Source organism: Pseudomonas sp. A-1 (assembly GCF_004801855.1).
Classification (GTDB): domain Bacteria; phylum Pseudomonadota; class Gammaproteobacteria; order Pseudomonadales; family Pseudomonadaceae; genus Geopseudomonas.
Window position 1 is genome coordinate 1 of sequence record NZ_SSTC01000068.1, and the last position, 24,066, is coordinate 24,066.

Genomic DNA, 24,066 nt, shown 5'->3' on the forward strand with positions numbered 1-24,066 from the left:
CGCTGGCGGCGCACAGGCGGCCGGCGAGGAACTCGCTCTGGCGCTTGCGCGCGGCGCTGGCGATGCCGGCCGGCGCGGCGAGGGCGCAGCGGGCGAAGTCGTCCGCGGCGAGCTGCGCCGGGTCGAAGCGGCAGCTGTGCAGGTGCAGGCCGGGCAGCGCCTGCGGCAGCACCCAGTCAGTGACCGGGGCGCTGCAGCAGGCGGGCAGGGGGAGTGGGGCAGGCATGCGCGCAGTATGGCGCAGGCGCGCGTCGATCAGAAGATGACCTTGTCGCGCAGCTTCTCGGCGGCCTGCTGCAGGGCGAGGATGACCCGCTCCTTGTCGTAGTTCTGGATGCTGTTGGTGTCCAGGTACATGGAGAAGCCGGGCAGCTCGTGCTCCAGGTAGCTGGAGCTGGCGCCGAGGTCGCGGCGGAAGTCGACCACCTGGTAGATCTGCACCGGGCGGGAGAAGCCCTTGACGCTGATCTGGCCCTTGTCGCGGCACATGATCACGTCCTTGATCATCGAGTAGGTCTCGTGGGAGATGAGGATCTCGCCGGACTCGGAGGCGCTTTCCAGGCGGCTGGCGAGGTTCACCTCGCGGCCGATGATGGTGTAGTCCATGCGCGTGTCGGCGCCGAAGTTGCCCACGGTGCAGTAGCCGGTGTTGATGCCCATGCGGATCTCCAGCGGCTTGGTGATGCCCTGGCTGCGCCACTGCTGGCGCAGCACCTTCATGTGCTTGCGCATGGCGATGGCCATGGACACCGCGGCCACGGCGTCCTTCTTGGCGCCCTGGGTGGTGGGGTCGCCGAAGAACACCATCACCGCGTCGCCGATGAACTTGTCGATGGTGCCGCCGTACTTGAGGGCGATCTTCGACATCTCGTTGAGGTAGGTGTTGAGCAGGTCGGTCAGCGCCTCGGCCTCGAGTTCCTCGGACAGCTCGGTGAAGCCCTTGATGTCGGAGAAGAACACGGTGAGCTTCTTGCGCTGGGTCTCCAGGCGCACGCTCTTCTTGCCGCTGAAGATCGATTCCCACACCTGCGGCGACAGGTACTTGGCCAGGTTGCGCGCCAGCCCCGCGGCCTTCTCCTGTTCCTTCTTGATCTCCTCGCGCGCCTGGGCCAGGCGCTGGCCCTGCTCGTGGACGAGGAAGGCGGCGATGCAGACATAGAGGAGGGTGAACAGGATGCTGACCCCGGCCACCAGCGGCGGGGTGTCCAGCTTGAGTTCCGGGCCGATGGCCACGCCCGAGAGCACCGCGCCGATCAGCGCGGCGAGCACGGCGATGACCAGCGAGCGCAGGCCGCCGACGATCAGCGCGGTGAAGGTCAGGGTCAGGGCGAACATCAGGCTCGGCACCAGTGCGTAGCCGAGCAGGCTCATGCCGATGCCGGCATGGGCGGCGTCGATCAGCAGCAGGGTCTGGTCGGTCTGCTCGGGATGGCTGTGCCTGAAGCGCCGGCTGAGGTGGTGGGCCAGGTGGGGGTAGAGCAGGGTGTAGGGCACCAGCCAGAGGATGTCGTAGCCGAAGAACTGGCTGTAGGTGCCGGCGGCGATGCTGGCGGCGGCGGCCAGGTAAGCCAGGGTGCGTGACTGGTATTCGCGCAGGTGGGGGTCCGGCAACTTGTTGACCGAACGCCCGAGAATGGTGAACTTCATCGGGTCGGGGACTTCCCTGACAGGGGCCCGCACCTCTGCTGGGTGCTGCGGGCTGGACAGGCCATGCGGGCAAGGGCATGGCGGACGCCGGATATTAGCCGAGCCGCCCGCCGGGCGCAAAGGAGGCGTGCGTCCTGCGCTCCGGCCTCAGTGGCGCCAGAACGCCGGGGTCAGCACCACCAGGATGGTGACGATCTCCAGGCGGCCGAGCAGCATGCCGACCGACAGCAGCCACTTGGCGCTGTCCGGCAGGCTGGCGAAGTTGCCGGCCGGGCCGATGATCGGGCCCAGGCCCGGGCCGACGTTGCACACCGCGGTGGCGGCGCCGGTCAGCGCAGTGACCCAGTCGAGGCCGAGCAGGGCGAGGCCGAGGGCGATCACGCCGATGGTGATGGTGAAGAAGAACGACAGGGTGATCAGCGAGCGGACGATGTCCTCGTCGATCGGGTGGTTGTTGTACTGCTGCTTGATCACCGCGCGCGGGTGGATCATCTGCTGCAGGTTGGCCTTGAGCATCACGTAGGCGACCTGGAAGCGGAAGATCTTCAGGCCGCCGGCGGTGGAGCCGGAGCAGCCGCCGATGAAGGTCAGGTAGAAGAACATCAGCACGGCGAAGCCGCCCCACAGGGTGTAGTCGCCGAGGGCGAAGCCGGTGGTGGTGACCACCGAGACCACGTTGACGGTGACGATGCGCAGGGCATCCAGCCAGGCGTGCTCGGAGTTGAACCACAGCCAGGTGGCGAAGCCCAGGCAGGTGACCAGCAGGAAGCCGAGGAAGCCGCGCACCTGATGGTCGCGGACGATCGCCTTGCGGTTGCCGCGCAGGAAGGCCACGTAGAGGGTGAACGGCAGGCTGCCGAGCAGCATGAACACCACGGCGACCCAGTGCACTGCCGGCTGCGTCCAGTGCGCCAGCGAGGAGTCGGAGGTGGAGAAGCCGCCTGTGGAGATCGAGGCCATGGAGTGGTTGATCGCCTCGAACGGCGTCATGCCGGCCCACCAGAAGGCGAAGAAGCCGAGGGCGGTGAAGGCGACGTAGATGGCGAGGATGTATTTGGCCACCATGTGCGAGCGCGGCATGACCTTCTCCGACCAGTCGGAGGACTCGGTCTGGAACAGGCGCATGCCGCCGACGCGCAGCAGCGGCAGCACCGCCACCGCCATGCCGATGAAGCCGATGCCGCCCAGCCAGTGCAGCATCGAGCGCCAGATCAGCAGGGCGGGCGAGGCGTTGTCGAGGCCGCTGAGGATGGTCGAGCCGGTGGTGGTGATCCCCGACATGGTCTCGAAGAAGGCGTCGGTGTAGCTGATGTGCTGGATGAACACCATCGGCAGGGCGGCGAACCCGCACACCACCACCCAGCTCGAGGTGGTCAGCATGTACATGTCGCGCGGGCGCAGCTGCAGGTGCTTGGGCTGGCCGGGGAGGACCATGGCCAGGCCGCAGCCGAAGGTGATCAGGGCGGGCCAGACGAAGTCGGAGAGCCGCTCCTCGGCGCCCTTCATGGTCAGCTGGGTGAGGATGGGGATGACCATGCTGGCGGCCAGCGTGATGAGGAAGATGCCCAGAAGGAAGGCGATCATGCGTAGGGTCGACAGGGTCATGGCGGAGTATCACTGGCCGGGGCGGGCGGCATTCTGCGCTCGTCCGCCAGAGCTGTAAACGGCCGCGAATTTTTCTGCCGGACGGCCTTTTCAGGCCGATTCGGCGCTCGCTAGAATCCGCGGCTCCCGCCGGCAGTCGCCGGTTCCTGCGGTGTTGCACCGATGTCCGAAAACAATCCCTGCCTGACGTGCGGCGCCTGCTGCGCGTATTTTCGTGTGTCCTTCTATTGGGGCGAGTGCCGGTCGGCCGGTGGCCTGGTTCCGGACGAGCTGGTCGAGCAGATCAGTCCCCACCACGCCGCCATGCGTGGCACCACCAGCAAGCCGGCGCGCTGCGTCAGCCTGATGGGCGAGGTCGGCTGCGGCGTGCGCTGCACCATGTACGAGCAGCGCTCCTCGGCGTGCCGCGAGTTCGAGGCGTCCTGGGAACACGGCGAGCACAACCCGCGCTGCGACGCCGCCCGCGCCGCCCACGGCCTGCCGCCGCTGACTCCGCCGCTGCAGCCTGACCTGTCGCCCGACCGCGCGGCCTGAGATCCCGGCTAGAATGCCGGCTCCGACCCTTCAAGGAGAATGTCCATGGATGCGCTCGATGCGCTGTTCAACCGTGTCTCGGTGGCCCGCCTGGGCGAGCCGGCGCCCACGCCCGAGCAGCGCGAGCTGCTGCTGCGCGCCGCCCTGCGCGCGCCGGATCACGGCCAGCTGCGGCCGTGGCGCTTCCTGACCATCGAGGGCGAGGCCCGCGAGGCGCTCGGCGAGCTGTTCGCCCGCGCCGAACTGGCGCGCGATGCCCAGGTGCCGACGGCGGTGCTCGACAAGGTGCGCGCCATGCCGCTGCGCGCCCCGCTGCTGATGGTGGTGATCGCCTGCGTCAGGGAGCATCCCAAGGTGCCGGCGTCCGAGCAGTTGCTGGCCGCCGGCTGCGCGGCGCACGGTATCCTGCTCGCCGCCCACGCCCTGGGGCTGGGCGCGATCTGGCGCACCGGCGAGCTGTCCCACGACGCCACCGTGCATGCCGGCCTCGGCCTGGCCGGCAACGAGCAGCTGCTCGGCTTCCTCTATCTGGGCACGCCGCAGGGCGAGCTGCGCAAGCCGCAGCCGCTGGAGCCGGCGGAGTTCGTCGCCGCCTGGAACTCAGACCTTTCCGTCGCCGCCCAGGGGTAGTTCGAGGCGGGCGACGAAGCCTCCGCCGGGGTGGTTGGCCAGCACCAGCTGGCCGCCATGGCGCTGTGCCGCGCGGCGGGCGATGGCCAGGCCCAGGCCGTGGCCGGCGCTGGTCTGGCCGGGGGCGCGGAAGAACGGCTCGCCCAGTTGCGCGAGGTGTTCCCCGGCCACCCCCGGGCCATGGTCGCGGACTTCCAGTATCAGGCGTTCGCCGTCGCGGCGCGCGCCGATTTCCAGCGGCTGGTCGGGCGGGTTGAAGCGCAGGGCGTTGCGCAGCAGGTTGTCCAGCGCGCGCTCGAGCAGCTCCGGCCAGCCGGTCAGCTGCAGTCCCGGCTCCATCTCCAGGCGGATCTCCTGCTGCGGCGCCAGCAGGCCCGCATCCTCGCGCAGCTTGCCGAGCAGGGCGGCGAGGTCCACCGTCTGCGGCTGGCTGCTCTCGGCGTCGACCCGCGCCAGCACCAGGATCTCGCTGATCAGCGCCTCCAGGCGGTCGCATTCCTGCACCAGCCGCGGCCACAGGCGCGTGCGCTCGGCGTCGCTGGCGCGCTCGGCCAGCGCCAGGGCGATGCGCAGGCGCGCCAGTGGCGAGCGCAGCTCGTGGGAGACGTCGCGCAGCAGCTGGCGCTGGCTGCCGATCAGGTCCTGCAGGCGCGCGCCCATGCGGTTGAAGTCGCGCGCCAGGGTGCCCAGCTCGTCGCGCCGCCGGGCCAGGCGCGCCAGGCTGTGCTGCTGGTAGGTGGTCTGGCCGAGGTCGTGCACCGCGCCGCGCAGGCGGTTGAGCGGGCGGGTGATCGACAGGGTGAGCAGCGCGCTGAACAGGGTCAGCACCACCACGGCGATGGCCAGCGCGCTGACCGGCCACAGCAGGCTGTCGCGCTGCCAGCCGGCCAGCTCGGCGTGCGGGATGCGGTAGATGAACAGGTAGGTCTGCCCGCTGGCGGCGCTGGTCTGGTCCTCGGTCAGCCGCCGCCAGGGCAGGCGGTGGCCTTCGCGGCGCGCCTCGAAGGCCGCCGCGCGGGGCGGGAAGGTGCCGCGCACCAGCGGCTGGCCGGCTTCGTCGAGCACCTGCACGTCGACATGCCGGCGGTGTTTGTGGCGCTCGAGGAGCTCCTGCGCCGCCTGCGGGCCCCTCTGTTCGTAGCGCTCGATCCAGCGGCTGGCCAGGTCGCGCACGCCGGGGTGGCGGGCCAAAATCCAGGCGTCCTGGTTCAGCGCGTGGCCGAGCAGCAGCGACAGGCCGGCCACCAGGGCGATGGCCAGCCAGAACGAGGCGAAGATGCGCCAGAACAGGGTGCGCATGCGCGGGTCCGTGGTCGGAAATGAGGGAAGGGGCGTCCAGCGTGGACGCCCCGTGCGGGATTACTCGGCCTTCTTGTCGCGCTCGGCCTTCCAGGCTTCGAACTCGGCGCGTTCGGCGCGGCGCTTCTCCATCTCGACCTGCAGTTCGTCGAACTTCTTCTGCTGCTCGGGCGTCAGGGTGTCGCGGATGGTCTTCTGCTGCTTGGCGCGGCTGGCTTCCTGCTCCTTGGCCATGGCGGCCTTGTCGGCGGCCGGCAGCTTGTCCAGGTAGCGCTGGTTGATCTCGCGCTGGGTCTGCATGTTCTCGCGCATGGCCTCGCCGACCTTCTGGCGCTGTTCGGGAGTGAGGTCGAGGCCGCGCAGCATGTGGCCGTGGTGGCCGTCGCCGCGCTTGTGGTAGGCGCCGTGGTCATCGCCCATGCCGGGGCCGGCGACGGCCAGGGTGGGCAGGGCGGCGGCGAGGAGCAGGGCGGTCAGGGTCTTGCGCATTGTCTGTTTCCTTCTCGTGGGCGGCTTGGCTTGCCGGATGAGCTCAGTCTAGGGCGCGCAAGGTCAATGGCGGTCAGCCGTGGGTAAAGGCTGGGTAAAGATGCGGGGCTGTCCGCTCAGGGCGCGTAGTAGTAGCCGCGACCGCGGCTGGCGAGGATGCGCGGGCGGCCGTCGGCGTGCGGGCCGAGCTTCTTGCGCAGGTTGCTGACGTGCATGTCCAGGCTGCGGTCGTAGAGGGTCAGCCGGCGGCCGAGGGCGAGCTGGGCCAGGACCTGCTTGTCCAGCGGCTCGCCAGGCTGCTTGAGCAGCGCCTCGAGGATGTGGCTTTCCGACACGGTGAGGGCGATTTCCTGTTCGCCGAGCATGGCCACGCCGCGGCTCGGGCTGTAGCTGAGGTCGCCCAGTTCCAGGCGGGTGTTCGCGCTCGGGCTGCCGCCGCCCGGCTGCACGCGGCGCAGCACGGCGCGCAGCCGGGCGGTCAGCTCGCGCGGGTCGCACGGCTTGGCCAGGTAGTCGTCGGCGCCCAGTTCCAGGCCGAGGATGCGGTCGAGCGGCTCGCCGCGCGCCGAGAGCATCAGCACCGGCAGCTCGGGGTGCTCGCCGCGCAGTTGCCTGAGCAGCTCCAGGCCGCTGCCGTCGGGCAGCATGACGTCCAGCACCACGGCATCCGGCGCCTGTTCGGCCAGCGCCTGGCGGGCGCTGCCGCCGTCGTGGCAGGCGCGCACCTGGAAGCCCTCCTGGCCCAGCCAGGCGGCCAGCAGGTCGGTCAGCTCGTGGTCGTCGTCGATCAGCAGCAGCTGGCTCATGGCGACTCAGGGCAGGGTCTGGCGGAACGGCTTGACCACTACCTCGGCGTACACGCCGGCGGCGCAGAAGGGGTCGGCCTCGGCCCAGGCACGGGCGGCTTCCAGCGAGTCGAACTCGGCGACGATCAGGCTGCCGGTGAAGCCGGCCGGGCCCGGGTCGTTGCTGTCGATGGCCGGGTGCGGGCCGGCGAGCACCAGGCGGCCGGCGTCCTTCAGGGCGTTGAGGCGCTCGAGGTGGGCCGGGCGGGCGGCCAGGCGGGCCTCGAGGGAGTTGGCGACGTCGCTGGCGATGATGGCGTAGAGCATGGCGGTCCTTGAGTGTTTGGCGGGCGCAGCAGGGGGCAGGGGGCGCGCCTGGCGGCGAATTGTCGTGCGGCGTGCGCCAGAGGCGATGCGAAGGGGGCATAATAACAGACCGCAAAACACGGAAAACCATTGCCCATGTACGCCGACCTGCACTGCCACAGTACCGCCTCCGACGGCATGCTCGCGCCTGCCGCCCTGGTCGAGCGGGCCCACGCGCAGGGCGTCGGGGTGCTGGCGCTGACCGACCACGACACCCTCGACGGCCTGGCCGAGGCGCGCGCCGCGGCCGGGCGGCTGGGCATCGAGCTGGTCAGCGGCATCGAGCTGTCTTGCACCTGGGCAGGGGCGACCATCCATGTGCTCGGCTACGGCTTCGAGGCGGAGGTGGCGCCGCTGGCGAGCGCCATCGATGCCCTGCACGGGGGGCGCTGGGCGCGCGCCGAGGAGATCGCCCGGCGCCTGGCGGCCAAGGGCATGCCGGGCTGCCTGGAGGGCGCGCGGGCGGTGCAGCAGGAACGCGGGGAGAGCGGCAACGCGCCGTCGCGGCCGCACTTCGCCGAATTCATGGTCCGCGCCGGCTACGTCAGGGATCACGCCCAGGCCTTCCAGCGCTGGCTGGGCGCCGGCAAGCTGGGCGACGTCAAGCAGCACTGGCCGACCCTGGAGAGCACCCTGGCGACCCTGCGCGAGGCCGGCGCCTGGATCAGTCTGGCGCATCCCTGCCACTACGACTTTACTCGAACCAAGAGGCGCAAGCTGGTGATGGCCTTCGTCGAGGGAGGCGGCCACGCGCTGGAGGTGTCCAACGGCCCGCAGGTGGACAGCCAGGTCGGCATGCTGGCCAACACCGCCCGCGAGTTCGGCCTGCTGGCCAGCGCCGGCAGCGATTTCCACGGGCCGCGCCAGTGGTCCGAGGTGGGCAGCTACCGGGCGCTGCCCGACGACCTGCCGCTGCTCTGGCCGCGCCTGACCAGGATGGAACACCCGAAGTCCAAGGAACAGTCATGAGCCAATTCTTCCAGATACACGCGGAAAACCCGCAAGCGCGGCTGATCAAGCAGGCCGTGGAAATCGTTCGCCAGGGCGGCGTGATCGTCTACCCGACCGACTCGGCCTATGCCCTGGGCTGCCGGATTGGCGACAAGGCGGCGCTGGATCGCATCCGCCACCTGCGTCGCCTGGACGACAAGCACAACTTCACCCTGGTGTGCCGCGACCTGTCGCAGCTCGGCGAGTACGCCAAGGTCGACACCAGCGCCTTCCGCCTGCTCAAGGCGCACACCCCGGGCCCCTACACCTTCATCCTCGACGCCACCCGCGAGGTGCCGCGCATGCTGCTGCATCCCAAGCGGCGCACCATCGGCCTGCGCGTGCCGGGCAACCCGATCGCCCACGACCTGCTGGCCGAGCTGGGCGAGCCGCTGATGAGCGTGAGCCTGATCCTGCCCGGCGACGAGCACCCGATGAGCGATCCCTACGAGATCCGCGACCGCCTGGAGAAGCTGGTCGACCTGATCATCGACGGCGGCTACGGCAGCCTGGAGGCGTCCACGGTGATCAGCCTGCTGGGCGGCGAGCCCGAGGTGCTGCGCGAGGGCTGCGGCGATCCCGAGCCGTTCCTGGTGCCGGCCTGATGGCGGCGAGGGTTTCCGGTGACTGATCCGCAACTGCCGAGCGAGGCGCCCGAGCAGCTGCCGCTGGCGCTGGTCTACGGCGAGGCCTTCACCGAGCTGCCGCAGGACCTGTACATTCCCCCGGATGCCTTGGAGGTGTTCCTCGACGCCTTCGAGGGGCCGCTCGACCTGCTGCTCTACCTGATCCGCAAGCAGAACATCGACATCCTCGACATTCCGGTGGCGGAGATCACCCGCCAGTACATGGGCTACGTCGAGCTGATGAAGGCGGTGCGCCTGGAGCTGGCCGCCGAGTACCTGGTGATGGCGGCGATGCTCGCTGAGATCAAGTCGCGCATGCTGCTGCCGCGCTCCAGCGAGGCCGCGGAAGAGGAAGAGGACCCGCGCGCCGAACTGATCCGTCGCCTGCAGGAGTACGAGCGCTTCAAGCAGGCCGCCGAGGAGCTGGACGACCTGCCGCGGGTCGGCCGCGACCTGCAGGTGCCGCTGCTGCCGGCGCCGCAGGCGCGGGCGCGCACCCTGCTGCCGGAAGTGAGTCTGGACGAGGTGCTGCTGGCGATGGCCGAGGTGCTGCGTCGCGCCGAACTGTTCGAGAGCCACCAGGTCACCCGCGAACTGCTGTCGACCCGCGAGCGCATGAGCGAGGTACTCGAACGCCTGCAGGGCGGCGCCTTCGTGCCCTTCGCCACGCTGTTCGCCGCCGAGGAGGGCAAGCTCGGCGTGGTGGTGACCTTCATGGCCGTCCTCGAGCTGATCAAGGAGAGGCTGGTCGAGCTGGTGCAGAACGAGCCGTTCGCGCCCATCCACGTGCGCCTGCGCGGCGCCGTGGCGGAAGAAAGTCTGTTGCTGGAGGAGGTTGCCGAATGAACCTTGCCGATCCGCGCCAGCTGGCGACGGTGCTCGAAGCCATCCTGCTGGCGGCCGGCAAGCCGCTGGCGCTGGAGCGCCTGGCCGAGCTGTTCGACGCGCACGAGCGGCCCTCGCCGAAGCTGCTGCGCGAGGCGCTGGCGGTGCTCGGCGGCTCCTGCCTGGGGCGCGGCTTCGAGCTCAGCGAGGTGGCCTCGGGCTACCGCCTGCAGGTGCGCGAGCGCTTCGCGCCCTGGGTGAGCCGGCTGTGGGATGAGCGTCCGCAGCGCTACTCGCGGGCGCTGCTGGAGACCCTGGCGCTGATCGCCTACCGCCAGCCGATCACCCGCGGCGAGATCGAGGAGGTGCGCGGCGTGGCGGTCAACAGCAACATCATCCGGACCCTGCAGGAGCGCGACTGGATCCGCGTGGTCGGCTACCGCGAGGTGCCCGGCCGGCCGGCGATGTTCGCCACCACCCGCGCCTTCCTCGACCACTTCAACCTGAGAAGCCTCGACGAGCTGCCGCCCCTGGCGGTGCTGCGCGAGCTGGAGCCGCAGCCGCCGGTCGATGACCTCGATCCCGAGGTGCCGGCCGACCTGCAGGCGCGCGCCGACCTGGCCCTGGCCGATGCCGACGAGGACGATGCGCCGGAGGCGCGCGGCGAAACCAGCTTCCGCAGCCTGCTGGCCGAGCTGGACGCCATGGAGCAGGGGCTGAAGAGCGACTTCGACGATCTGCTGCCGGCGGAAGAGGCCGGCGAGCCGGGCGAGGCCGCGCCAGCCGGCGACTGAGGGCGGCGCCGGTCGCATGCCGGGTGCGCGCGCCCGGTCATCGGCGTATCATGCCTGCCCCCCTGATTTGCAGGGACCGCTCACAGCATCCGGTTACACCGGGAGGTGCCCAGAATGAATGAAGAACTGAATCCCGCCGAAGAACAGCGCCCCGTCGGCGAGAAACTGCAGAAGGTGCTGGCGCGCATGGGCGTCGGTTCCCGCCGCGACGTCGAGGAGTGGATCAGCCAGGGCCGCATCAAGGTCAACGGCGCCCAGGCCACCCTCGGCCAGCGCATCGGCGCCAGCGACGCCATCGCCCTCGACGGCCGCCTGCTGCGCCGCGAGGAGGACGAGGTGGTGCGCCGCGTGCTGATCTACAACAAGCCCGAAGGCGAGGTGTGCACCCGTTCCGACCCGGAAGGCCGCCCCACCGTGTTCGACCGCCTGCCGCGGCCGAAGAACGGCCGTTGGATCAACATCGGCCGCCTCGACATCAACACCACGGGCCTTTTGCTGTTCACCACCGACGGCGAGCTGGCCAACCGCCTGATGCATCCCTCCTACGAGATGGACCGCGAGTACGCGGTGCGCGTGCGTGGCGAGGTCACCGACGAGATGCTCGAGAACCTCAAGAACGGCGTGATGCTCGAGGACGGTCCGGCGCGCTTCACCGACATCAAGGAAGCCCCGCAGGGCGACGGCTTCAACCGCTGGTTCCACTGCGTGGTGATGGAAGGGCGCAACCGCGAGGTGCGTCGCCTGTGGGAGTCCCAGGGGCTGGTGGTCAGCCGCCTCAAGCGCGTGCGCTTCGGTCCGGTGTTCCTCACCGCCGACCTGTCGGTGGGGCGCTGGCGCGAGATGGAGCAGGGCGAGGTGGACATCCTCGCCGCTGAGGTCGGCCTCAAGCCGATGGCCCTGCCGGGGATGAAGGGCAAGCTGCGCGAGAAGCTCGACCGCCTGCAGCGCAAGTCGGCCAAGCCGGTGCCCGAGCGCGGTCGCGGTGCGCGCGGCGAGCGCGACGAAGGTCGCGGGCGTGGCCAGGGCAGCGAGCTGGCCGAGCGTCCGGCCGAGGTGCGCGGCAAGCGTCCGGCCAAGGCTCGCGACGAGCGCGGCACGCCGAACCTGAGCGAGCGCCCGTCGCGCAAGCCCGCCGCCGGCCAGCCGGCCAAGCGCCGTCCGCAGCCGGCGGGCGACGGGCAGCGTCCCGGCTTTCGCCGCAAGTAAGCGTGGCTGAATGAAAAAAGGCGACCTGCGGGTCGCCTTTTTTCTGTCCGGCGCTGGCGGCTCAGATGCCCTGGGGGATTTCCTCGCCGCCGAGGGCCTCGATCAGCTGCGGCAGGAACTCGACGAAGGTCAGCATCATCAGGGTGAAGCTGGCGTCCTGCTGGGCCAGGGCGTCGTCGCCGCCGTCCTGCTCGGCCTGTTCCTGCAGCAGGTCCTCGAAGCGCAGGCGCTTGAGCGCCAGCTTGTCGTCGATCAGCAGCGACAGCTTGTCCGACCAGGCCAGGCTCAGCTTGGTCACCAGCTTGCCGGCCGCCAGGTGGTTCTGCACCTCGTCGCTGCCCAGATCCTGGCGCTTGCAGCGCACGATGCCGCCATCCTCGTGGGTGTCGCGCAGCTCGCACTCATCGAGCAGGACGAGGCCGTTGCTGGCGTGCTGGCTCTTCATCCACCCGGTGAAGGTGGCGGTGGGCGCGACCTTGACGCTCAGCGGGCGTACCGGCAGCGAACCGAGCGCCTCGCGCAGGGTGGACAGCAGGTCCTCGGCCTTCTTCGGGCTGGACGCGTCGACCAGGATCAGGCCCTGCTGCGGGGCGATGGCGGCGAAGGTGCTCTGCCGGCGGATGAAGGCGCGCGGCAGGAAGCTCTGCACGATCTCGTCCTTGAGCTGGTCGCGCTCCTTCTTGTAGACCTTGCGCATCTGCTGCGCCTCGATCTCCTCGATCTTCTCCTTCAGCGCATCGCGCACCACGCTGCCGGGCAGGATGCGTTCCTCCTTGCGCGCGGCGATCAGGAAGAAGCCCTGGCTGGCATGCACCAGTGGCGCGTCGGCGCCCTTGCCCAGCGGGGCGACGAAGCCGTAGGTGGCCAGCTCCTGGCTGGCGCAGGGGCGGGCCGGCTTGCTGGCCAGGGCCGCCTCGAGTTTCTCGGCGTCCAGTTGCAGATCCTGGGTGAGGCGATAGACGAGCAGGTTGCGGAACCACATGGCGGCGGGACACTCCATCAAGCAAAGGAGCGCATTATTCCCCCTCGGGCTTGCGCCGGCCACCGCCGATTGCGCCAAGTGTCTGGTTTGCCTGGAAATTTTTTTTGAAAAAAGACTTGCCAAGGTCGGGGGGCATCCCTAGAATGCGCACCACTTCGAGAGCAAACGCAAACATGCGAATGCAACTGAATGGGTGATTAGCTCAGCTGGGAGAGCATCTGCCTTACAAGCAGAGGGTCGGCGGTTCGATCCCGTCATCACCCACCACTCTCGAGGTTACGCGCAGCGGTAGTTCAGTCGGTTAGAATACCGGCCTGTCACGCCGGGGGTCGCGGGTTCGAGTCCCGTCCGCTGCGCCATTTTCTCCCTCCCCGAAGTGGCAAATCCAGCTTTCCCTCCCCCAAAGTTCAGTGCGGATTCCGCAGCTTGAACTTTTCGTCGTTTCTGCATTCCAAATTTTCCAACCGTGGCAGCGTGGGCGGCAGCCTGATAAGCTCGCGCCTATTCCCAGCCTGCCGCTGTGGTATCCATCATTAAGGAACAAGCATGAAACATCATCGGTTGGCCGCTGCTGTGGCCCTGGTCGGTCTCGTCCTCGCCGGTTGCGACAAGCAGGCCGCGGAGAAGGAGCTGGAGCTCAAGTCGCCGGCGCAGAAGGCCTCCTATGGCATCGGTCTGAACATGGGGCGCAGCCTGGTCCAGGAAGGCATGGACGACCTCGACTCCAAGGCGGTGGCTCTGGGCATCGAGGACGCCCTGGCGAAGAAGGAGCAGCGCCTCACCGACGAGCAGCTCATGGAGGCCTTCAGCTTCCTGCAGAAGCGCTCCGAGGAGCGCATGACCGCCCTGGCTGACGAGAACGCCAAGGCCGGCAAGAAGTTCCTCGAGGACAACGGCAAGCGCGAGGGCGTGGTCACCACCGCCTCCGGCCTGCAGTACGAGGTGCTGAAGAAGGCCGACGGCGCCCAGCCCAAGGCCGACGATGTGGTCAGCGTCCACTACGAGGGCAAGCTGATCGACGGTACCGTGTTCGACAGCTCGGTACAGCGCGGCGCACCCATCGACCTGCCGGTCGGCGGCGTGATCCCGGGCTGGGTCGAGGGCCTGCAGCTGATGCACGTCGGCGAGAAGTACAAGCTGTACATCCCCAGCGAGCTGGCCTACGGCGCGCAGAGCCCGAGCCCGACCATTCCGGCCAACTCGGTGCTGGTGTTCGAGCTGGAGCTGCTGGGGATCCAGAACAAGGCCGAGTGACGGCAGTTCCAAGGCTTTCGCAAACGCCCCGCTGGTCGGGGCGTTTGTGTTTCCGCTGGTAACACTCTTGACGGGCTGGCGCCGGAAAAGCTTGGCGCTCGCTGTGGCGCAGGCTTGTTATGCACATCGGTAATATTTCTCGCGGCCCTGTCAAGCCCTCTCTCGCATCCCCGGTTGCAAATTTTAAGAGTATGATTTGTAAAGACTTTTTTTTGTTGAGCAAAAAACGTCCGATCTGTCTGGAAGCCTCGCTGCACGGGCATCGGGGGGACTCTTCCAGATATTGTTCACAAGTTTATCCACAGCTTTTGTGGGTAACGCCGCCAAGCCCAGCAACCACGGGGCCTGGCGGGGGATCCGGGCGTGCAGCGTGCCGTCCGGGGCCTGATAAAATGAAATACAAGTGTGATGGAGCGACAAGCGCATGAACGTTCAGGTGATCGAGCGGGAAGGGCAGCCCGAGTACGCCGTGCTGGCGTGGGCCGACTATCAGGAGCTGTTGCGCGCTGCCGGGCGTCTGCCCGCCAGCGCCGCCAGCACGCCGCCGCTGCCGCAGGAGCCGGTCTTTTCCCTGGAGAGCCTGCGCAGCCTGCGCGAGGCGCGCCGGCTGGCGCCGGAGCAACTGGCGCGGGCCGTCGGCATCAGTCCGCACTATCTGACGCTGATCGAGAGCGGCGAGCGCCAGCCGGACCAGGCGATCGTCCGGGCGCTGGCGCGGCTATTCGCCACGCCGGACGACGGGAGCGCGGGTTGATCCTGCGCATCAGTCGCCAGCACTGGCAGGCGCTGCTCGACGAACTCGACGAGGCGCGCCGCCAGCGCCACCTGTTGACCTACCGCTCGCTGATCGAGCGACTGCAATTGCCGACCCCGGCGATGACCACCCTGACCGCCGCTCTCGAGCACCTGGCCATGCTCGATGCCCAGGCCGGACAGCCGCTGCGCAGCGCTCTGGTGATCAGCCAGGGCGCCAGCCGCCTGCCCAGGCCGGGCTTCTTCGAGCACGCCAACCGGCTCGGCCGCTTCAGCGGCCCGCCGGATGGCGTCGCCGCCGCCGCCTGGCACGCCGCGGAGGTGGCGCGGGTGTTCGCGCACGATTTCCCGGGGGGCACGCCATGAGGCATCCGCTGTGGTGGTTGCGCACCTTCTGCGGCTATCGGCTGGCCCGCTGGCTGTTCCGTTGGCAGTGGCTGGTGCGCCAGCCGCGCGCCTGGCGCTGGATGGAAGGGCAGTTCGCGCGCATGGCCGGCATGGGCGATGCCGGCGCCCAGGAGTTCTACGGCCACCTGCTGCTGTTCCGTGGCGAGGGCCTGGGGGCGCGCGAAGAAGGACTGCGCCTGCTGCGCCAGGCGGCGGGCCAGGGGCGGCTCAAGGCGGCCTTCCAGCTCGGCGTGCAGGCGCTCAAGGGCAGCCCGCGGCAGGCGCCGGATGCCGCCGAGGCGTTGCGCTGGTGGCGACAGGCCGCCGAGGGCGGTCATCCGCTGGCTGCGCTCAAGCTCGCCGAACTGCTGCGCGAAGGCGCGCCCGGGGTGTCGGCCGATCCGTCGGCTGCCGAGCGGATGGCCGAGCGCGCCCGCCAGCTCGGCCTCTGATGCGCTCTCAGGCGCTGGCGCACAGCTCCTGCGCCGGCGCTCGCAGTGGCCGCTCCTGAGGGCGGCCGATCAGGTAGCCCTGGACCAGGTCCACGCCCATCCGCGCCAGCTGCTGCAGTTCCTCTTGCTGTTCCACGCCTTCGGCGATCACCCGCGCGCGGGCGGCCCGGGCCATCTGCAGGATGGAGCCGACGAACTCGCGCTTGAGCGGGTCGAGATGGATGCCGTCGATGAAGTGGCGGTCGATCTTGACGATGTCCGGACGCAGTTCCGACCACAGGCGCAGGCTGGAGTAGCCGGCGCCGAGGTCGTCGAGGGCGATGGAGAAGCCCATGGCGCGGTAGTGGTGCAGGGCGCGGTCGAGCAGGTCGAAATCCTCGATCGGGGTCTGTTCGGTCAGCTCGATCACTACCCGCTCCGGGGCGATGCCGCACTGGCGCAGGATCTGCAGGGTACGTCCGGACTGGTGGCCGGGCTCGACCAGGGTTTCCGGCGAGACGTTGAGGTAGAGCATGCCGCGACCGGTGCACTGGCTGAAGCGGCTGCAGGCGCGGGCGCGACTGGCGATCTCCAGCTCGCTGAGGCGGCCGGCGTTGCGGGCCACGGCGAACAGCGCCAGCGGCGCATGCAGCGGGCTGTTGGAGGGGCCGCGGGTGAGGGCCTCGTGGCCCTGGATGCGCCCGCAGGCGAGCGAATAGATGGGCTGGAACAGGCTGTTGAGCAGGTCGTGGGCGAGGATTCGCTCCAGTTCGCTCAACTGTTCGGTGGTCGTCATGCGGGGCTCGGCAGGCAATGAAAAAAGCGCCCCGGCGGTAACCGGGGCGCTCAGATTTCACGACTAAATTGTGACTGCCTGATGACAGGGCGCCTCGCCCGGCGCAATCCTCAGTGGTGGGCGATGGCCGAGTCGAGATTGAGGTAGTCGAGCAGGATGCGTCCTGACTCGGCGAGGAAGGCATCCTGCTCCGGTGGCAGCTTGTCCTCCTCGCTGGCGGCCACGTCCTCCTCCTCGTCCTTGAGCTCCTTGAGCAGGGGCTCGCCCTTGGCGCTGCGGCGGGCGTTCTCCAGGGCCAGCTGACGGCTCTCGATGGCGCTCTGCTGGGCGCGGCGCTTCTGCTCGTTGAGGCTGACCACGGTCTCTCCCATCAACTGCTGGCTCAGCTCCAGGCGCTGGCGGGTGAACACGAAGTCCGGGTCCTGGGCGATGCGCGCGGCGTGGCGCGCCTGCAGCTCGGCGAGGAAGGGGCGGAACGGGTTGTTGTCCGGCTCGACCGCCGGCGCGATGCGGTCCCACGGCATGGCCGCCGGCAGGGCGCTCTCGCCGATCTCCTTGACGTCGACCACCGCCGGGTAGGGGATGTCCGGCAGCACGCCCTGGTGCTGGGTGCTCTGCCCGGAAACCCGGTAGAACTTGGCCAGGGTCAGCTTCAGCTCGCCGTGGTTGAGCGGCTGGATGGTCTGCACGGTGCCCTTGCCGAAGGTCTGCCCGCCGAGGATCAGTGCGCGGTGGTAGTCCTGCATGGCGCCGGCGAAGATCTCCGAGGCGGAGGCCGACAGGCGGTTGACCAGCACGGCCAGCGGACCGTTGTAGTAGGTGCCGCTGTCCTCGTCGGCGAGCACGTCGACGCGGCCGTCGCTGTTGCGCACCAGCACGGTCGGGCCCTTGTCGATGAACAGGCCGGTCAGCTCGGTGGCCTCCTGCAGGGAGCCGCCGCCATTGTTGCGCAGGTCGATGACCACGCCGTCGACCTTCTCCGCCTTGAGTTCGGCGAGCAGCTTGCGCACGTCGCGGGTGGTGCTCTTGTATTCCGGGTCGCCGCTGCGATAGGCCTTGAAGTCCAGGTAGAAGGCCGGGATCTCGATCACCCCGAGCTTGTAGTCGCGGCCCTCGTGCTCGAGCTTGAGCACCGACTTCTTCGCCGCCTGCTCCTCGAGCTTGACCGCCTCGCGGGTGATCGACAGCACCTTGCTGCTCTGGTCGTTCGGTGCGTTGCTGGCCGGAATCACTTCCAGGCGCACCTGCGAGCCCTTGGGCCCGCGGATCAGCTTGACCACCTCGTCGAGGCGCCAGCCGATCACGTCGACCATCTCCTTGTCGCCCTGGGCGACGCCGATGATGCGGTCGGCCGGATGCAGCTGCTTGCTCTTCTCCGCCGGGCCGGCGGGGACCAGGCGGACGATCTTGACGTGCTCGTTGTCGCTCTGCAGCACCGCACCGATGCCTTCCAGCGACAGGCTCATGTTGATGTCGAAGTTCTCGGCGTTTTCCGGCGACAGGTAGTTGGTGTGCGGGTCGTAGGTCTGCGCGAAGGCGTTGATATAGGCCTGGAAGATGTCCTCGCTGCGGGTCTGCGCCAAGCGCTTGAGCTGGTTGCGGTAGCGCTTGGTGAGCAGCTCCTGGATGGCCTTGGGCTCCTTGCCGGCGATCTTCAGGCGCAGCACCTCGTCCTTCACGCGCTTGCGCCACAGGTCGTCGAGCGCCTTGTTGTCGGCGGCCCAGGGCGCCTTCTCGCGGTCGGTGTCGAGGCTCTCGTCCTGGCTGAAGTCGAACTGGTCGGTGCCCTTGTCGAGCAGGCCGAGGGCGAACTGCAGGCGCTCCTGCATGCGCTCGAGGTGGCGCTTGTAGATCACGAAGCCCGGCTGCAGCTCGCCGCTCTTCAGGTAGTCGTCTAGGCGGTAGCGCCAGGCCTCGAAGTCGGCGATGTCCTTGGCGGTGAAGTAGCTGCGCGCCGGGTCGAGGCTCTTCAGGTAGTCGTCGAAGATCTGCGACGAGCGCGCGTCGTCCAGCGGCGGCTTGTTGTAGTGGTGGCGCTTGAGCAGCTCGACCACGTTCAGGCTGGCGATGGTCTGCTCTCGGTCGGGCTGCAGGCCGTCCCACGGATTGCTGGGCGTGGCCATGGCTGCCAGCGGCAGGGCGCTGGCGGCCAGAACAAGGGCGAGGGCGGTGCAGGACAGAGTGCGTTTCATGGGTTCTATGCGTCGCAGAGGGTTACGCCCGTTAGGCAGCGTAAGGAGCACCTGGTTCCATGGTGCCATCATGGGCTGGCGCCCGGAGGCCAGGGAGCTGACGTGCGGTCAGGTTCCGGGTCACAATCCGGGGGCAGATGCCGGCGCGAACGAAGCGCCGGGCCTTTGACAATATGGAGGTAGCGTGAACGCATTGCAAGGTATCGACGGACAGCTGGAATGGTCGGCGCAGCCGCGCCCGGACTGTGATGTGGGGCAGGTCCGCATCCGCGTGGCGGCCGCCGGCCTCAACCGGGCCGACCTGCTGCAGCGCAACGGCCTGTATCCGCCGCCGCCCGGGGCGAGCGAGGTGCTCGGCCTGGAGTGCGCCGGGGTGGTGACCGAGGCCGGTGCCGGCAGCCGCTGGCGGGTCGGCGACCGGGTGTGCGCCCTGCTGGCCGGCGGCGGCATGGCCGAGGAGGTGGTGGTGGACGCCCGCCATGCGCTGCCGGTACCCGAGGGCCTGAGCCTTGTCGAGGCGGCGGCGCTGCCGGAGGTCTATGCCACTGCCTGGCTCAACCTGTTCCAGCTGGCGCGCCTGCAGCCGGGCGAGAAGGTGCTGCTGCACGCCGGCGCCAGCGGCGTCGGTTCGGCGGCCATCCAGCTGTGCAAGGCCTTCGGCAGCCCGTGCTGGGTCAGCGTCGGCTCCGCCGAACGGTTGGCCTACTGCGAGGGTCTGGGCGCCCAGGGCGGCGTGCTGCGCGGCGACGGCCTCGACGGCCTGCGCGACTTCGGCCCCTTCGACGTGGTCCTCGATCCGGTGGGCGCCAGCTACGCCGCGCACAACCTGAAGCTGCTCGCCCAGGACGGCCGCTGGGTGATCATCGGCCTGATGGGCGGGCGCAAGGCCGAGCTCGACCTGGCCCTGCTGCTCGGCAAGCGCATCCAGCTGATCGGCTCGACCCTGCGCAGCCGCGACGCCGAGTCCAAGGCGCAGCTGCTCGCCGAACTGGAGCAGCAGGTGTGGCCGCTGTTCGCCGAGGGGCGCCTGAAGCCGCAGCTCGAGCGCAGCTACCCGATCGCCGACGCCGAGGCGGCCTTCGCCGCGCTGGCCAGCAATCAGGTGCAGGGCAAGGTGGTGCTGGTGGTGGACGCCAGTCTGGTCTGAGTGTCCGGGCTGGAACGACAGGGGGCGCCGCGGCGCCCCCTGTCATGTCCGGCTCAGCGCCAGGTCAGGATGTCCCAGCCGTGGCGCTCGGCGTGCGCGCGCAGCGCAGCGTCGGGGTTCACCGCATGCGGGTGGGCGACGTGGCCGAGCAGCGGCAGGTCGTTGCACGAGTCGGAATAGAAGTGCGCACCGGCCAGCGTCTCGCCCTGCTCGCTGCGCCACTGCTCGAGGCGGGCGATCTTGCCCGCGCGGGCGCAGGGGATGCCGGCGATCCGCCCGCTGTAGCCGCCATGCTGCAGTTCCAGTTCGGTGGCCAGCAGCTCGCCGATGCCCAGGCGGGCGGCGATGGCCGCGACCAGGAAGGTCGGCGAGGCGGAGACGATCAGTACCCGGTCGCCGGCGGCGCGGTGCCCGGCGACGGCACGCATGGCGTCGGTGAGGATCAGCGGCTCGATGACCGCCTCGACGAAGGTGCCGGCGACGTCGTCGATTTCCGCCGGGGTGCGGCCGACCAGCGGCTGCACGCTGAAGGCCAGATAGTCCTCGAGGGTCGCCTGCAGGGCGGCGTACTGCGCCACCAGCTCCTGCTCGCGGGCGAGGAAGGAGTCGCGGTCGACCCAGCCGAGGTCGGCCAGGTGCGCCGTCCACAGGCTGGGGCTGTTGCCGCCGATCAGGGTGTCGTCGAGGTCGAAGAGCGCCAGGGCCACGGTAGGCGCCTCAGACCAGTTCGGCGCTCTGGTAGAAGGCGCTCAGCACCCTCACCAGATGGTCGAGGTCGTGGCTGCCGGCCAGCTCGCGGATCGAGTGCATGGCGAAGGTCGGCAGGCCGATGTCGACGGTGCGCACGCCGAGCTTGCTGGCGGTGATCGGGCCGATGGTCGAGCCGCAGCCCAGGTCGCTGCGGGTGACGAAGCACTGCACCGGCACCTCGTGCTGCTGGCACAGGTGGCGGAAGAAGCCGGCGGTCTCGCTGTTGCTGGCGTAGCGCTGGTTGCTGTTGACCTTGATCACCGGGCCGCCGTTGAGGCGCGGGCCGTGGTTGCCGTCGTGCTTGTCGGCGTAGTTGGGATGCACGCCGTGGGCGTTGTCGGCCGACACCAGCAGCGAGCGCTGGATGGCGCGCACGAAGGCCTCCTCGTCGCCGCCGAGCAGACGGCGCAGCACCTGCTCGAGGAACGGGCCGTCGGCGCCGCAGGCCGAGCAGGAGCCGATCTCCTCGTGGTCGGTGCACACCAGCACACAGTTCTCGGCATCGCCGGCGGCGAGCAGCGCCTCGAGGCCGGCGTAGCAGGACAGCAGGTTGTCCAGGCGGGCGCCGGCGATGAAGTCCTGGTCGAGGCCGACCACGGCGGCGGCCTGGGTGTCGTAGAAGCTCAGCTCGAAGTCGAGCACCTCGTCGACGTACAGGCCGTGCTCGCGCAGCAGCTGGGCGGCGAGCAGGGCGCGGAAGTCGCGGCTCTCGCCGGCGGCCAGTTGGGCGAGCAGCGGCGGCAGCTCGTTCTGCTGGTTGATCGCCCAGCCCTGGTTGGCCTCGCGGTTGAGGTGGATGGCCAGGTTGGGGATGGTGGCGATCGGCGCCTTGAAGTCGATCAGGCGGCTTTCCAGGCGGCCCTCGTGGCGGAAGGTGACGCGACCGGCCAGCGACAGGTCGCGGTCGAACCAGGGCGCCAGCAGCACGCCGCCGTAGACCTCGACGCCCAGCTGCCAGTAGCCCTGGCGCGCCAGCTCCGGCTGCGGCTTGACGCGCAGGCAGGGGCTGTCGGTGTGCGCGCCGACCAGGCGCAGGCCGCCGTCCGGCGGGGTGCGCCGGCCGAGCTGCACGGCGATCAGCGAGGAGTCGTTGCGGGTGACGTAGTAGCGCCCGCCGGGCTGCGCTTGCCATGGGGCGCGCTCGTCGAGGCGCTGGTAGCCGGCGGCCTCGAGGCGGGCGGCCAGGCTGGCGGTGGCATGGAAGGGGGTCGGCGAGGCCTTGAGGAAATCGATCAGGCCCTGGTTGAGTGCTTCGCGCATGACGGCTCCGGCGGCGGTGATGCGCGCAGTTTACCGGAATCCGGCGTGCGCAGGCCGTCGGCGCCGCGCACGCGGGACGCTCAGAACGGCGCCGGGCTCTCGAAGCGCAGGCGCTCGCCGCTCTGCGGGTGGGTCAGACACAGCAGGCTGGCGTGCAGGCACAGGCGCTCGTGGGCGGCCAGCGCCTGCTCGTGGGCGTACAGGCGATCGCCCAGCAGCGGGTGGCCGATGGCCAGCATGTGCACGCGCAGCTGGTGGGAACGACCGGTGATCGGCGTCAGCTCGACCCGGCACCAGTCGCCGCAGCGCTCGACGATGCGCCAGAAGGTCAGCGCGTGCTTGCCCTGCTCGTGGTCGACCACGTGGCGCGGCTTGGTCGGCGGGTCGTAGCGCAGCGGCAGCTCGATGCGCCCGCTGTCGGTTCCCGGCTGGCCCCAGCACAGCGCGGTGTAGGCCTTCTCGGTCTCGCGGTCGTGGAACTGCCGGGACAGCTCGCGGTGGCTGTCGGCATCGCGGGCCAGCACGATCAGCCCGGAGGTTTCCCAGTCCAGGCGGTGGACGATACGCGCCTCGGGATAGCCGTTGTCCTGCAGGCGGCTGACCAGGCAGTCGCGGTTGTCCTCGGCGCGGCCGGGCACCGAGAGCAGCAGGGTCGGCTTGTTGATCACCAGCAGGGCGGCGTCCTGGTGGACGATTTCGATGTTCGACAGCGGCATGGCGGTTCCACAAATGACTGCGGCGGCCCGAGGCCGCCGCATGGTTCACCCGGCGCGGATCAGCGCTCGGGCAGGGTGATGTTGAGCTCGAGGATCGAGCAGGTGCCCTGGTTTTCCAGCGCCACCTGCACCTGGTCCTGGTCGATGTGCACGTACTTGCGGATCACCGCGATCAACTCCTCCTGCAGGGCCGGCAGATAGTCGGGCTGGCCGCGGTTCCCGCGCTCGTGGGCGACGATGATCTGCAGGCGTTCCTTGGCGATCGAAGCAGAACTGGGTTTCTTGCGCGAGAGGAGGAAGTCGAAGAGGCTCATTCACGACCTCCGAACAGACGTTGCAGGAATCCCTTCTTCTGCACTTCGAGGAAGCGGTGCGGGACGTCCTTGCCCAGCAGACGGTCGACCGCGTCGCCATAGGCCTGGCCGGCATCGCTCTGCTCGTCGAGGATCACCGGCACGCCCTGGTTGGAGGCCTTGAGCACCGCCTGGGATTCGGGGATCACGCCGATCAGGCCGATGGAGAGGATCTCCTCGACGTCGTCGACGCTGAGCATCTCGCCCTTGGCCACGCGCTCTGGGTTGTAGCGGGTCAGCAGCAGGTGTTCCTTGATCGGCTCCTCGCCCTTCTCGGCGCGCTGCGACTTGCTCGCCAGCAGGCCGAGGATGCGGTCGGAGTCGCGCACCGACGAGACCTCCGGGTTGGTCACCACGATGGCGGTGTCGGCGAAGTACATCGCCATGTGCGCGCCCGTCTCGATGCCGGCGGGGGAGTCGCAGAGGATGTACTCGAAGTCCTTCTTCAGCTCTTCCATGACCCGCTCCACGCCCTCCTTGGTCAGCGCTTCCTTGTCGCGGGTCTGGCTGGCGGCCAGCACGTAGAGGTTGTCCAGGCGCTTGTCCTTGATCAGGGCCTGGCCGAGGGTCGCCTCCTTGTGGATCACGTTGACGAAGTCGTACACCACGCGGCGTTCGCAGCCCATGATCAGGTCGAGATTGCGCAGGCCGACATCGAAGTCGACGATCACGGTCTTGTGACCGCGCAGGGCGAGGCCGGTGCCGATGGCGGCGCTGGACGTGGTCTTGCCGACGCCACCCTTGCCGGAAGTGACAACTATGATTTTGGCCAAGGTGATTACCCCAGATGAAAAGGTTCAGGTCCCTGAATTTGGCGGCAGTATCCGTTAAAGGCGGGTGATGTTCAACACATCTCCCGACAGGCTGACGTGTACCGGTTTGCCCCATTGCGGACTGCGTCGCAGGTCCTCGGCGACCTTGTAGCGGCCGGCGATGGACAGCAGTTCGGCGGTCAGTTGCTGGCAGAAGATGCGCGCCTCCGTATTGCCCTTGGCGCCTGCCAGAACCCGCCCGCGCAGCGGGCCGTACACATGGATATTGCCGTCGGCGATAAGTTCCGCCCCCGGGCTGACCGCCGACAGCACCACCAGATCCCCGCCCTCGGCATAGATCTGCTGGCCGCCGCGCACCGGGCGGGTGATCACCAGGGTCGGGCGCACCTCGGGCTCGCGCGGCGCCGGTGGCTCGGCGGGTTCGGCCGGCGCGGCTGGGGCAGCGGCGGGAACCTCGGCCGGTGCGGGGTCGCCCG

General features: G+C 69.3%; 26 protein-coding genes, 2 tRNA genes and 2 pseudogenes. 14 read left to right on the forward strand and 16 right to left on the reverse strand.

The window, feature by feature from the left end:
• The 3 genes and pseudogenes from E5198_RS15000 to E5198_RS15010 all read right to left on the reverse strand — a co-directional run.
• Window positions 1–226, reverse strand: a pseudogene (locus E5198_RS15000) (4'-phosphopantetheinyl transferase); the annotation flags it as partial.
• 29 nt (window positions 227–255) lie between these two features.
• Window positions 256–1,647: an adenylate/guanylate cyclase domain-containing protein gene (locus E5198_RS15005; protein WP_136490808.1), complete on the reverse strand. Its 1,392-nt coding sequence runs from the start codon at window positions 1,645–1,647 to the stop codon at window positions 256–258.
• Between the two features lie 147 nt (window positions 1,648–1,794).
• Window positions 1,795–3,252 carry a TrkH family potassium uptake protein gene (locus E5198_RS15010; RefSeq protein ID WP_136490809.1) on the reverse strand — a complete coding sequence of 486 codons (1,458 nt, stop codon included), beginning with the start codon at window positions 3,250–3,252 and terminating at the stop codon, window positions 1,795–1,797.
• A gap of 162 nt (window positions 3,253–3,414) precedes the next feature.
• Here E5198_RS15010 and E5198_RS15015 point away from each other — a divergent pair, with 162 nt between their 5' ends.
• Together E5198_RS15015 and E5198_RS15020 are read left to right on the forward strand one after the other, a co-directional pair.
• Window positions 3,415–3,786, forward strand: coding sequence for a YkgJ family cysteine cluster protein (locus E5198_RS15015; RefSeq protein ID WP_136490810.1), 372 nt, complete (start codon window positions 3,415–3,417; stop codon window positions 3,784–3,786).
• A 45-nt stretch (window positions 3,787–3,831) separates the two neighbouring features.
• A complete protein-coding gene (locus tag E5198_RS15020; RefSeq protein WP_136490811.1) occupies window positions 3,832–4,416 on the forward strand; it encodes a nitroreductase family protein in 585 nt (194 codons plus the stop codon).
• On the opposite strand, the gene E5198_RS15025 is transcribed toward E5198_RS15020, so the two are convergent.
• The 4 genes from E5198_RS15025 to E5198_RS15040 form a co-directional block, all read right to left on the reverse strand.
• Complete coding sequence (locus E5198_RS15025) at window positions 4,387–5,715, reverse strand: HAMP domain-containing sensor histidine kinase (protein ID WP_136490812.1); 1,329 nt, start codon at window positions 5,713–5,715, stop codon at window positions 4,387–4,389. The genes E5198_RS15020 and E5198_RS15025 overlap by 30 nt on opposite strands.
• 60 nt (window positions 5,716–5,775) lie before the next feature.
• Window positions 5,776–6,204 carry a Spy/CpxP family protein refolding chaperone gene (locus E5198_RS15030; RefSeq protein WP_136490813.1) on the reverse strand — a complete coding sequence of 143 codons (429 nt, stop codon included), beginning with the start codon at window positions 6,202–6,204 and terminating at the stop codon, window positions 5,776–5,778.
• Between the two features lie 116 nt (window positions 6,205–6,320).
• Complete coding sequence (locus tag E5198_RS15035) at window positions 6,321–7,010, reverse strand: response regulator transcription factor (protein ID WP_136490814.1); 690 nt, start codon at window positions 7,008–7,010, stop codon at window positions 6,321–6,323.
• 6 nt (window positions 7,011–7,016) lie between these two features.
• Entirely contained in the window at window positions 7,017–7,316 is a 300-nt protein-coding gene (locus E5198_RS15040; protein WP_136490815.1) for a YciI family protein, read from the reverse strand.
• Window positions 7,317–7,451: 135 nt separating this feature from the next.
• Between E5198_RS15040 and E5198_RS15045 the strand changes: the two genes are divergently transcribed.
• The 5 genes from E5198_RS15045 (at window position 7,452) to rluB (ending at window position 11,796) form a co-directional block, all read left to right on the forward strand.
• Entirely contained in the window at window positions 7,452–8,324 is an 873-nt protein-coding gene (locus E5198_RS15045) for a PHP domain-containing protein (protein ID WP_136490816.1), read from the forward strand.
• A complete protein-coding gene (locus E5198_RS15050) occupies window positions 8,321–8,950 on the forward strand; it encodes an L-threonylcarbamoyladenylate synthase (protein ID WP_136490817.1) in 630 nt (209 codons plus the stop codon). The genes E5198_RS15045 and E5198_RS15050 overlap by 4 nt, the downstream gene beginning before the upstream one ends.
• Window positions 8,951–9,079: 129 nt before the next feature.
• Window positions 9,080–9,817 carry a ScpA family protein gene (locus E5198_RS15055; RefSeq protein ID WP_168772541.1) on the forward strand — a complete coding sequence of 246 codons (738 nt, stop codon included), beginning with the start codon at window positions 9,080–9,082 and terminating at the stop codon, window positions 9,815–9,817.
• On the forward strand, window positions 9,814–10,590 hold the full coding sequence (gene scpB / locus E5198_RS15060; protein WP_136490819.1) for an SMC-Scp complex subunit ScpB: 777 nt from the start codon (window positions 9,814–9,816) through the stop codon (window positions 10,588–10,590). Before E5198_RS15055 ends, scpB begins: the two co-directional genes overlap by 4 nt.
• A 114-nt stretch (window positions 10,591–10,704) precedes the next feature.
• The gene (gene rluB, locus E5198_RS15065; protein WP_136490820.1) at window positions 10,705–11,796 is read left to right on the forward strand and encodes a 23S rRNA pseudouridine(2605) synthase RluB; all 1,092 of its coding nucleotides are present in this window, start codon (window positions 10,705–10,707) and stop codon (window positions 11,794–11,796) included.
• A gap of 61 nt (window positions 11,797–11,857) precedes the next feature.
• Here rluB and rdgC read toward each other — a convergent pair whose 3' ends face one another.
• Window positions 11,858–12,778: a recombination-associated protein RdgC gene (gene rdgC / locus E5198_RS15070; RefSeq protein ID WP_136490821.1), complete on the reverse strand. Its 921-nt coding sequence runs from the start codon at window positions 12,776–12,778 to the stop codon at window positions 11,858–11,860.
• 191 nt (window positions 12,779–12,969) lie between these two features.
• Here rdgC and E5198_RS15075 point away from each other — a divergent pair.
• The 6 genes from E5198_RS15075 (at window position 12,970) to E5198_RS15100 (ending at window position 15,624) form a co-directional block, all read left to right on the forward strand.
• A tRNA-Val gene (locus E5198_RS15075) sits at window positions 12,970–13,045 on the forward strand.
• A 15-nt stretch (window positions 13,046–13,060) separates the two neighbouring features.
• Window positions 13,061–13,137, forward strand: a tRNA-Asp gene (locus E5198_RS15080).
• A 187-nt stretch (window positions 13,138–13,324) separates the two neighbouring features.
• Window positions 13,325–14,032, forward strand: a complete 708-nt coding sequence (locus E5198_RS15085; RefSeq protein ID WP_136490822.1) for an FKBP-type peptidyl-prolyl cis-trans isomerase — start codon at window positions 13,325–13,327, stop codon at window positions 14,030–14,032.
• A 424-nt stretch (window positions 14,033–14,456) separates the two neighbouring features.
• The gene (locus tag E5198_RS15090) at window positions 14,457–14,786 is read left to right on the forward strand and encodes a helix-turn-helix transcriptional regulator (RefSeq protein WP_136490823.1); all 330 of its coding nucleotides are present in this window, start codon (window positions 14,457–14,459) and stop codon (window positions 14,784–14,786) included.
• Window positions 14,783–15,151, forward strand: coding sequence for a hypothetical protein (locus E5198_RS15095; protein WP_168772540.1), 369 nt, complete (start codon window positions 14,783–14,785; stop codon window positions 15,149–15,151). The genes E5198_RS15090 and E5198_RS15095 overlap by 4 nt, the downstream gene beginning before the upstream one ends.
• Window positions 15,148–15,624 (forward strand): sel1 repeat family protein, encoded by a 477-nt coding sequence (locus tag E5198_RS15100; RefSeq protein WP_136490824.1) that lies wholly within the window; start codon window positions 15,148–15,150, stop codon window positions 15,622–15,624. The genes E5198_RS15095 and E5198_RS15100 overlap by 4 nt, the downstream gene beginning before the upstream one ends.
• A gap of 40 nt (window positions 15,625–15,664) precedes the next feature.
• On the opposite strand, the pseudogene E5198_RS15105 reads toward E5198_RS15100, so the two are convergent.
• Both E5198_RS15105 and E5198_RS15110 read right to left on the reverse strand, forming a co-directional pair.
• Window positions 15,665–16,399, reverse strand: a pseudogene (locus E5198_RS15105) (EAL domain-containing protein); the annotation flags it as partial.
• 110 nt (window positions 16,400–16,509) lie between these two features.
• On the reverse strand, window positions 16,510–18,591 hold the full coding sequence (locus E5198_RS15110) for a carboxy terminal-processing peptidase (protein WP_136490826.1): 2,082 nt from the start codon (window positions 18,589–18,591) through the stop codon (window positions 16,510–16,512).
• A 184-nt stretch (window positions 18,592–18,775) separates the two neighbouring features.
• Between E5198_RS15110 and E5198_RS15115 the strand changes: the two genes are divergently transcribed.
• Window positions 18,776–19,738: an NAD(P)H-quinone oxidoreductase gene (locus E5198_RS15115; RefSeq protein ID WP_136490827.1), complete on the forward strand. Its 963-nt coding sequence runs from the start codon at window positions 18,776–18,778 to the stop codon at window positions 19,736–19,738.
• A gap of 53 nt (window positions 19,739–19,791) precedes the next feature.
• On the opposite strand, the gene E5198_RS15120 is transcribed toward E5198_RS15115, so the two are convergent.
• From E5198_RS15120 to minC, 6 genes are all read right to left on the reverse strand, one after another.
• A complete protein-coding gene (locus tag E5198_RS15120; RefSeq protein ID WP_136490828.1) occupies window positions 19,792–20,445 on the reverse strand; it encodes an HAD family phosphatase in 654 nt (217 codons plus the stop codon).
• A gap of 10 nt (window positions 20,446–20,455) precedes the next feature.
• On the reverse strand, window positions 20,456–21,748 hold the full coding sequence (locus E5198_RS15125; RefSeq protein ID WP_136490829.1) for a M18 family aminopeptidase: 1,293 nt from the start codon (window positions 21,746–21,748) through the stop codon (window positions 20,456–20,458).
• Window positions 21,749–21,828: 80 nt separating this feature from the next.
• Window positions 21,829–22,464 (reverse strand): RluA family pseudouridine synthase, encoded by a 636-nt coding sequence (locus tag E5198_RS15130; RefSeq protein WP_136490830.1) that lies wholly within the window; start codon window positions 22,462–22,464, stop codon window positions 21,829–21,831.
• Window positions 22,465–22,523: 59 nt separating this feature from the next.
• Window positions 22,524–22,778 carry a cell division topological specificity factor MinE gene (minE, locus tag E5198_RS15135; protein WP_136490831.1) on the reverse strand — a complete coding sequence of 85 codons (255 nt, stop codon included), beginning with the start codon at window positions 22,776–22,778 and terminating at the stop codon, window positions 22,524–22,526.
• Window positions 22,775–23,590, reverse strand: coding sequence for a septum site-determining protein MinD (gene minD / locus E5198_RS15140; protein ID WP_136490832.1), 816 nt, complete (start codon window positions 23,588–23,590; stop codon window positions 22,775–22,777). Before minD ends, minE begins: the two co-directional genes overlap by 4 nt.
• A gap of 54 nt (window positions 23,591–23,644) precedes the next feature.
• On the reverse strand, window positions 23,645–24,066 hold a 422-nt coding region (gene minC, locus E5198_RS15145; protein ID WP_136490833.1), incomplete at its 5' end, for a septum site-determining protein MinC.

Coding starts and splice junctions, on each gene's coding strand:
- E5198_RS15005 (WP_136490808.1), bottom strand. CDS start 1,647: ATGAAGTTCACCATTCTCGGGCGTTCGGTCAACAAGTTGCCGGACCCC.
- E5198_RS15085 (WP_136490822.1), top strand. CDS start 13,325: ATGAAACATCATCGGTTGGCCGCTGCTGTGGCCCTGGTCGGTCTCGTC.
- E5198_RS15035 (WP_136490814.1), bottom strand. CDS start 7,010: ATGAGCCAGCTGCTGCTGATCGACGACGACCACGAGCTGACCGACCTG.
- E5198_RS15125 (WP_136490829.1), bottom strand. CDS start 21,748: ATGCGCGAAGCACTCAACCAGGGCCTGATCGATTTCCTCAAGGCCTCG.
- rluB (WP_136490820.1), top strand. CDS start 10,705: ATGAATGAAGAACTGAATCCCGCCGAAGAACAGCGCCCCGTCGGCGAG.
- E5198_RS15130 (WP_136490830.1), bottom strand. CDS start 22,464: ATGCCGCTGTCGAACATCGAAATCGTCCACCAGGACGCCGCCCTGCTG.
- E5198_RS15030 (WP_136490813.1), bottom strand. CDS start 6,204: ATGCGCAAGACCCTGACCGCCCTGCTCCTCGCCGCCGCCCTGCCCACC.
- E5198_RS15100 (WP_136490824.1), top strand. CDS start 15,148: ATGAGGCATCCGCTGTGGTGGTTGCGCACCTTCTGCGGCTATCGGCTG.
- E5198_RS15110 (WP_136490826.1), bottom strand. CDS start 18,591: ATGAAACGCACTCTGTCCTGCACCGCCCTCGCCCTTGTTCTGGCCGCC.
- E5198_RS15040 (WP_136490815.1), bottom strand. CDS start 7,316: ATGCTCTACGCCATCATCGCCAGCGACGTCGCCAACTCCCTCGAGGCC.
- minE (WP_136490831.1), bottom strand. CDS start 22,778: ATGAGCCTCTTCGACTTCCTCCTCTCGCGCAAGAAACCCAGTTCTGCT.
- E5198_RS15015 (WP_136490810.1), top strand. CDS start 3,415: ATGTCCGAAAACAATCCCTGCCTGACGTGCGGCGCCTGCTGCGCGTAT.
- E5198_RS15025 (WP_136490812.1), bottom strand. CDS start 5,715: ATGCGCACCCTGTTCTGGCGCATCTTCGCCTCGTTCTGGCTGGCCATC.
- E5198_RS15020 (WP_136490811.1), top strand. CDS start 3,832: ATGGATGCGCTCGATGCGCTGTTCAACCGTGTCTCGGTGGCCCGCCTG.
- E5198_RS15045 (WP_136490816.1), top strand. CDS start 7,452: ATGTACGCCGACCTGCACTGCCACAGTACCGCCTCCGACGGCATGCTC.
- rdgC (WP_136490821.1), bottom strand. CDS start 12,778: ATGTGGTTCCGCAACCTGCTCGTCTATCGCCTCACCCAGGATCTGCAA.
- E5198_RS15050 (WP_136490817.1), top strand. CDS start 8,321: ATGAGCCAATTCTTCCAGATACACGCGGAAAACCCGCAAGCGCGGCTG.
- E5198_RS15010 (WP_136490809.1), bottom strand. CDS start 3,252: ATGACCCTGTCGACCCTACGCATGATCGCCTTCCTTCTGGGCATCTTC.
- scpB (WP_136490819.1), top strand. CDS start 9,814: ATGAACCTTGCCGATCCGCGCCAGCTGGCGACGGTGCTCGAAGCCATC.
- E5198_RS15090 (WP_136490823.1), top strand. CDS start 14,457: ATGAACGTTCAGGTGATCGAGCGGGAAGGGCAGCCCGAGTACGCCGTG.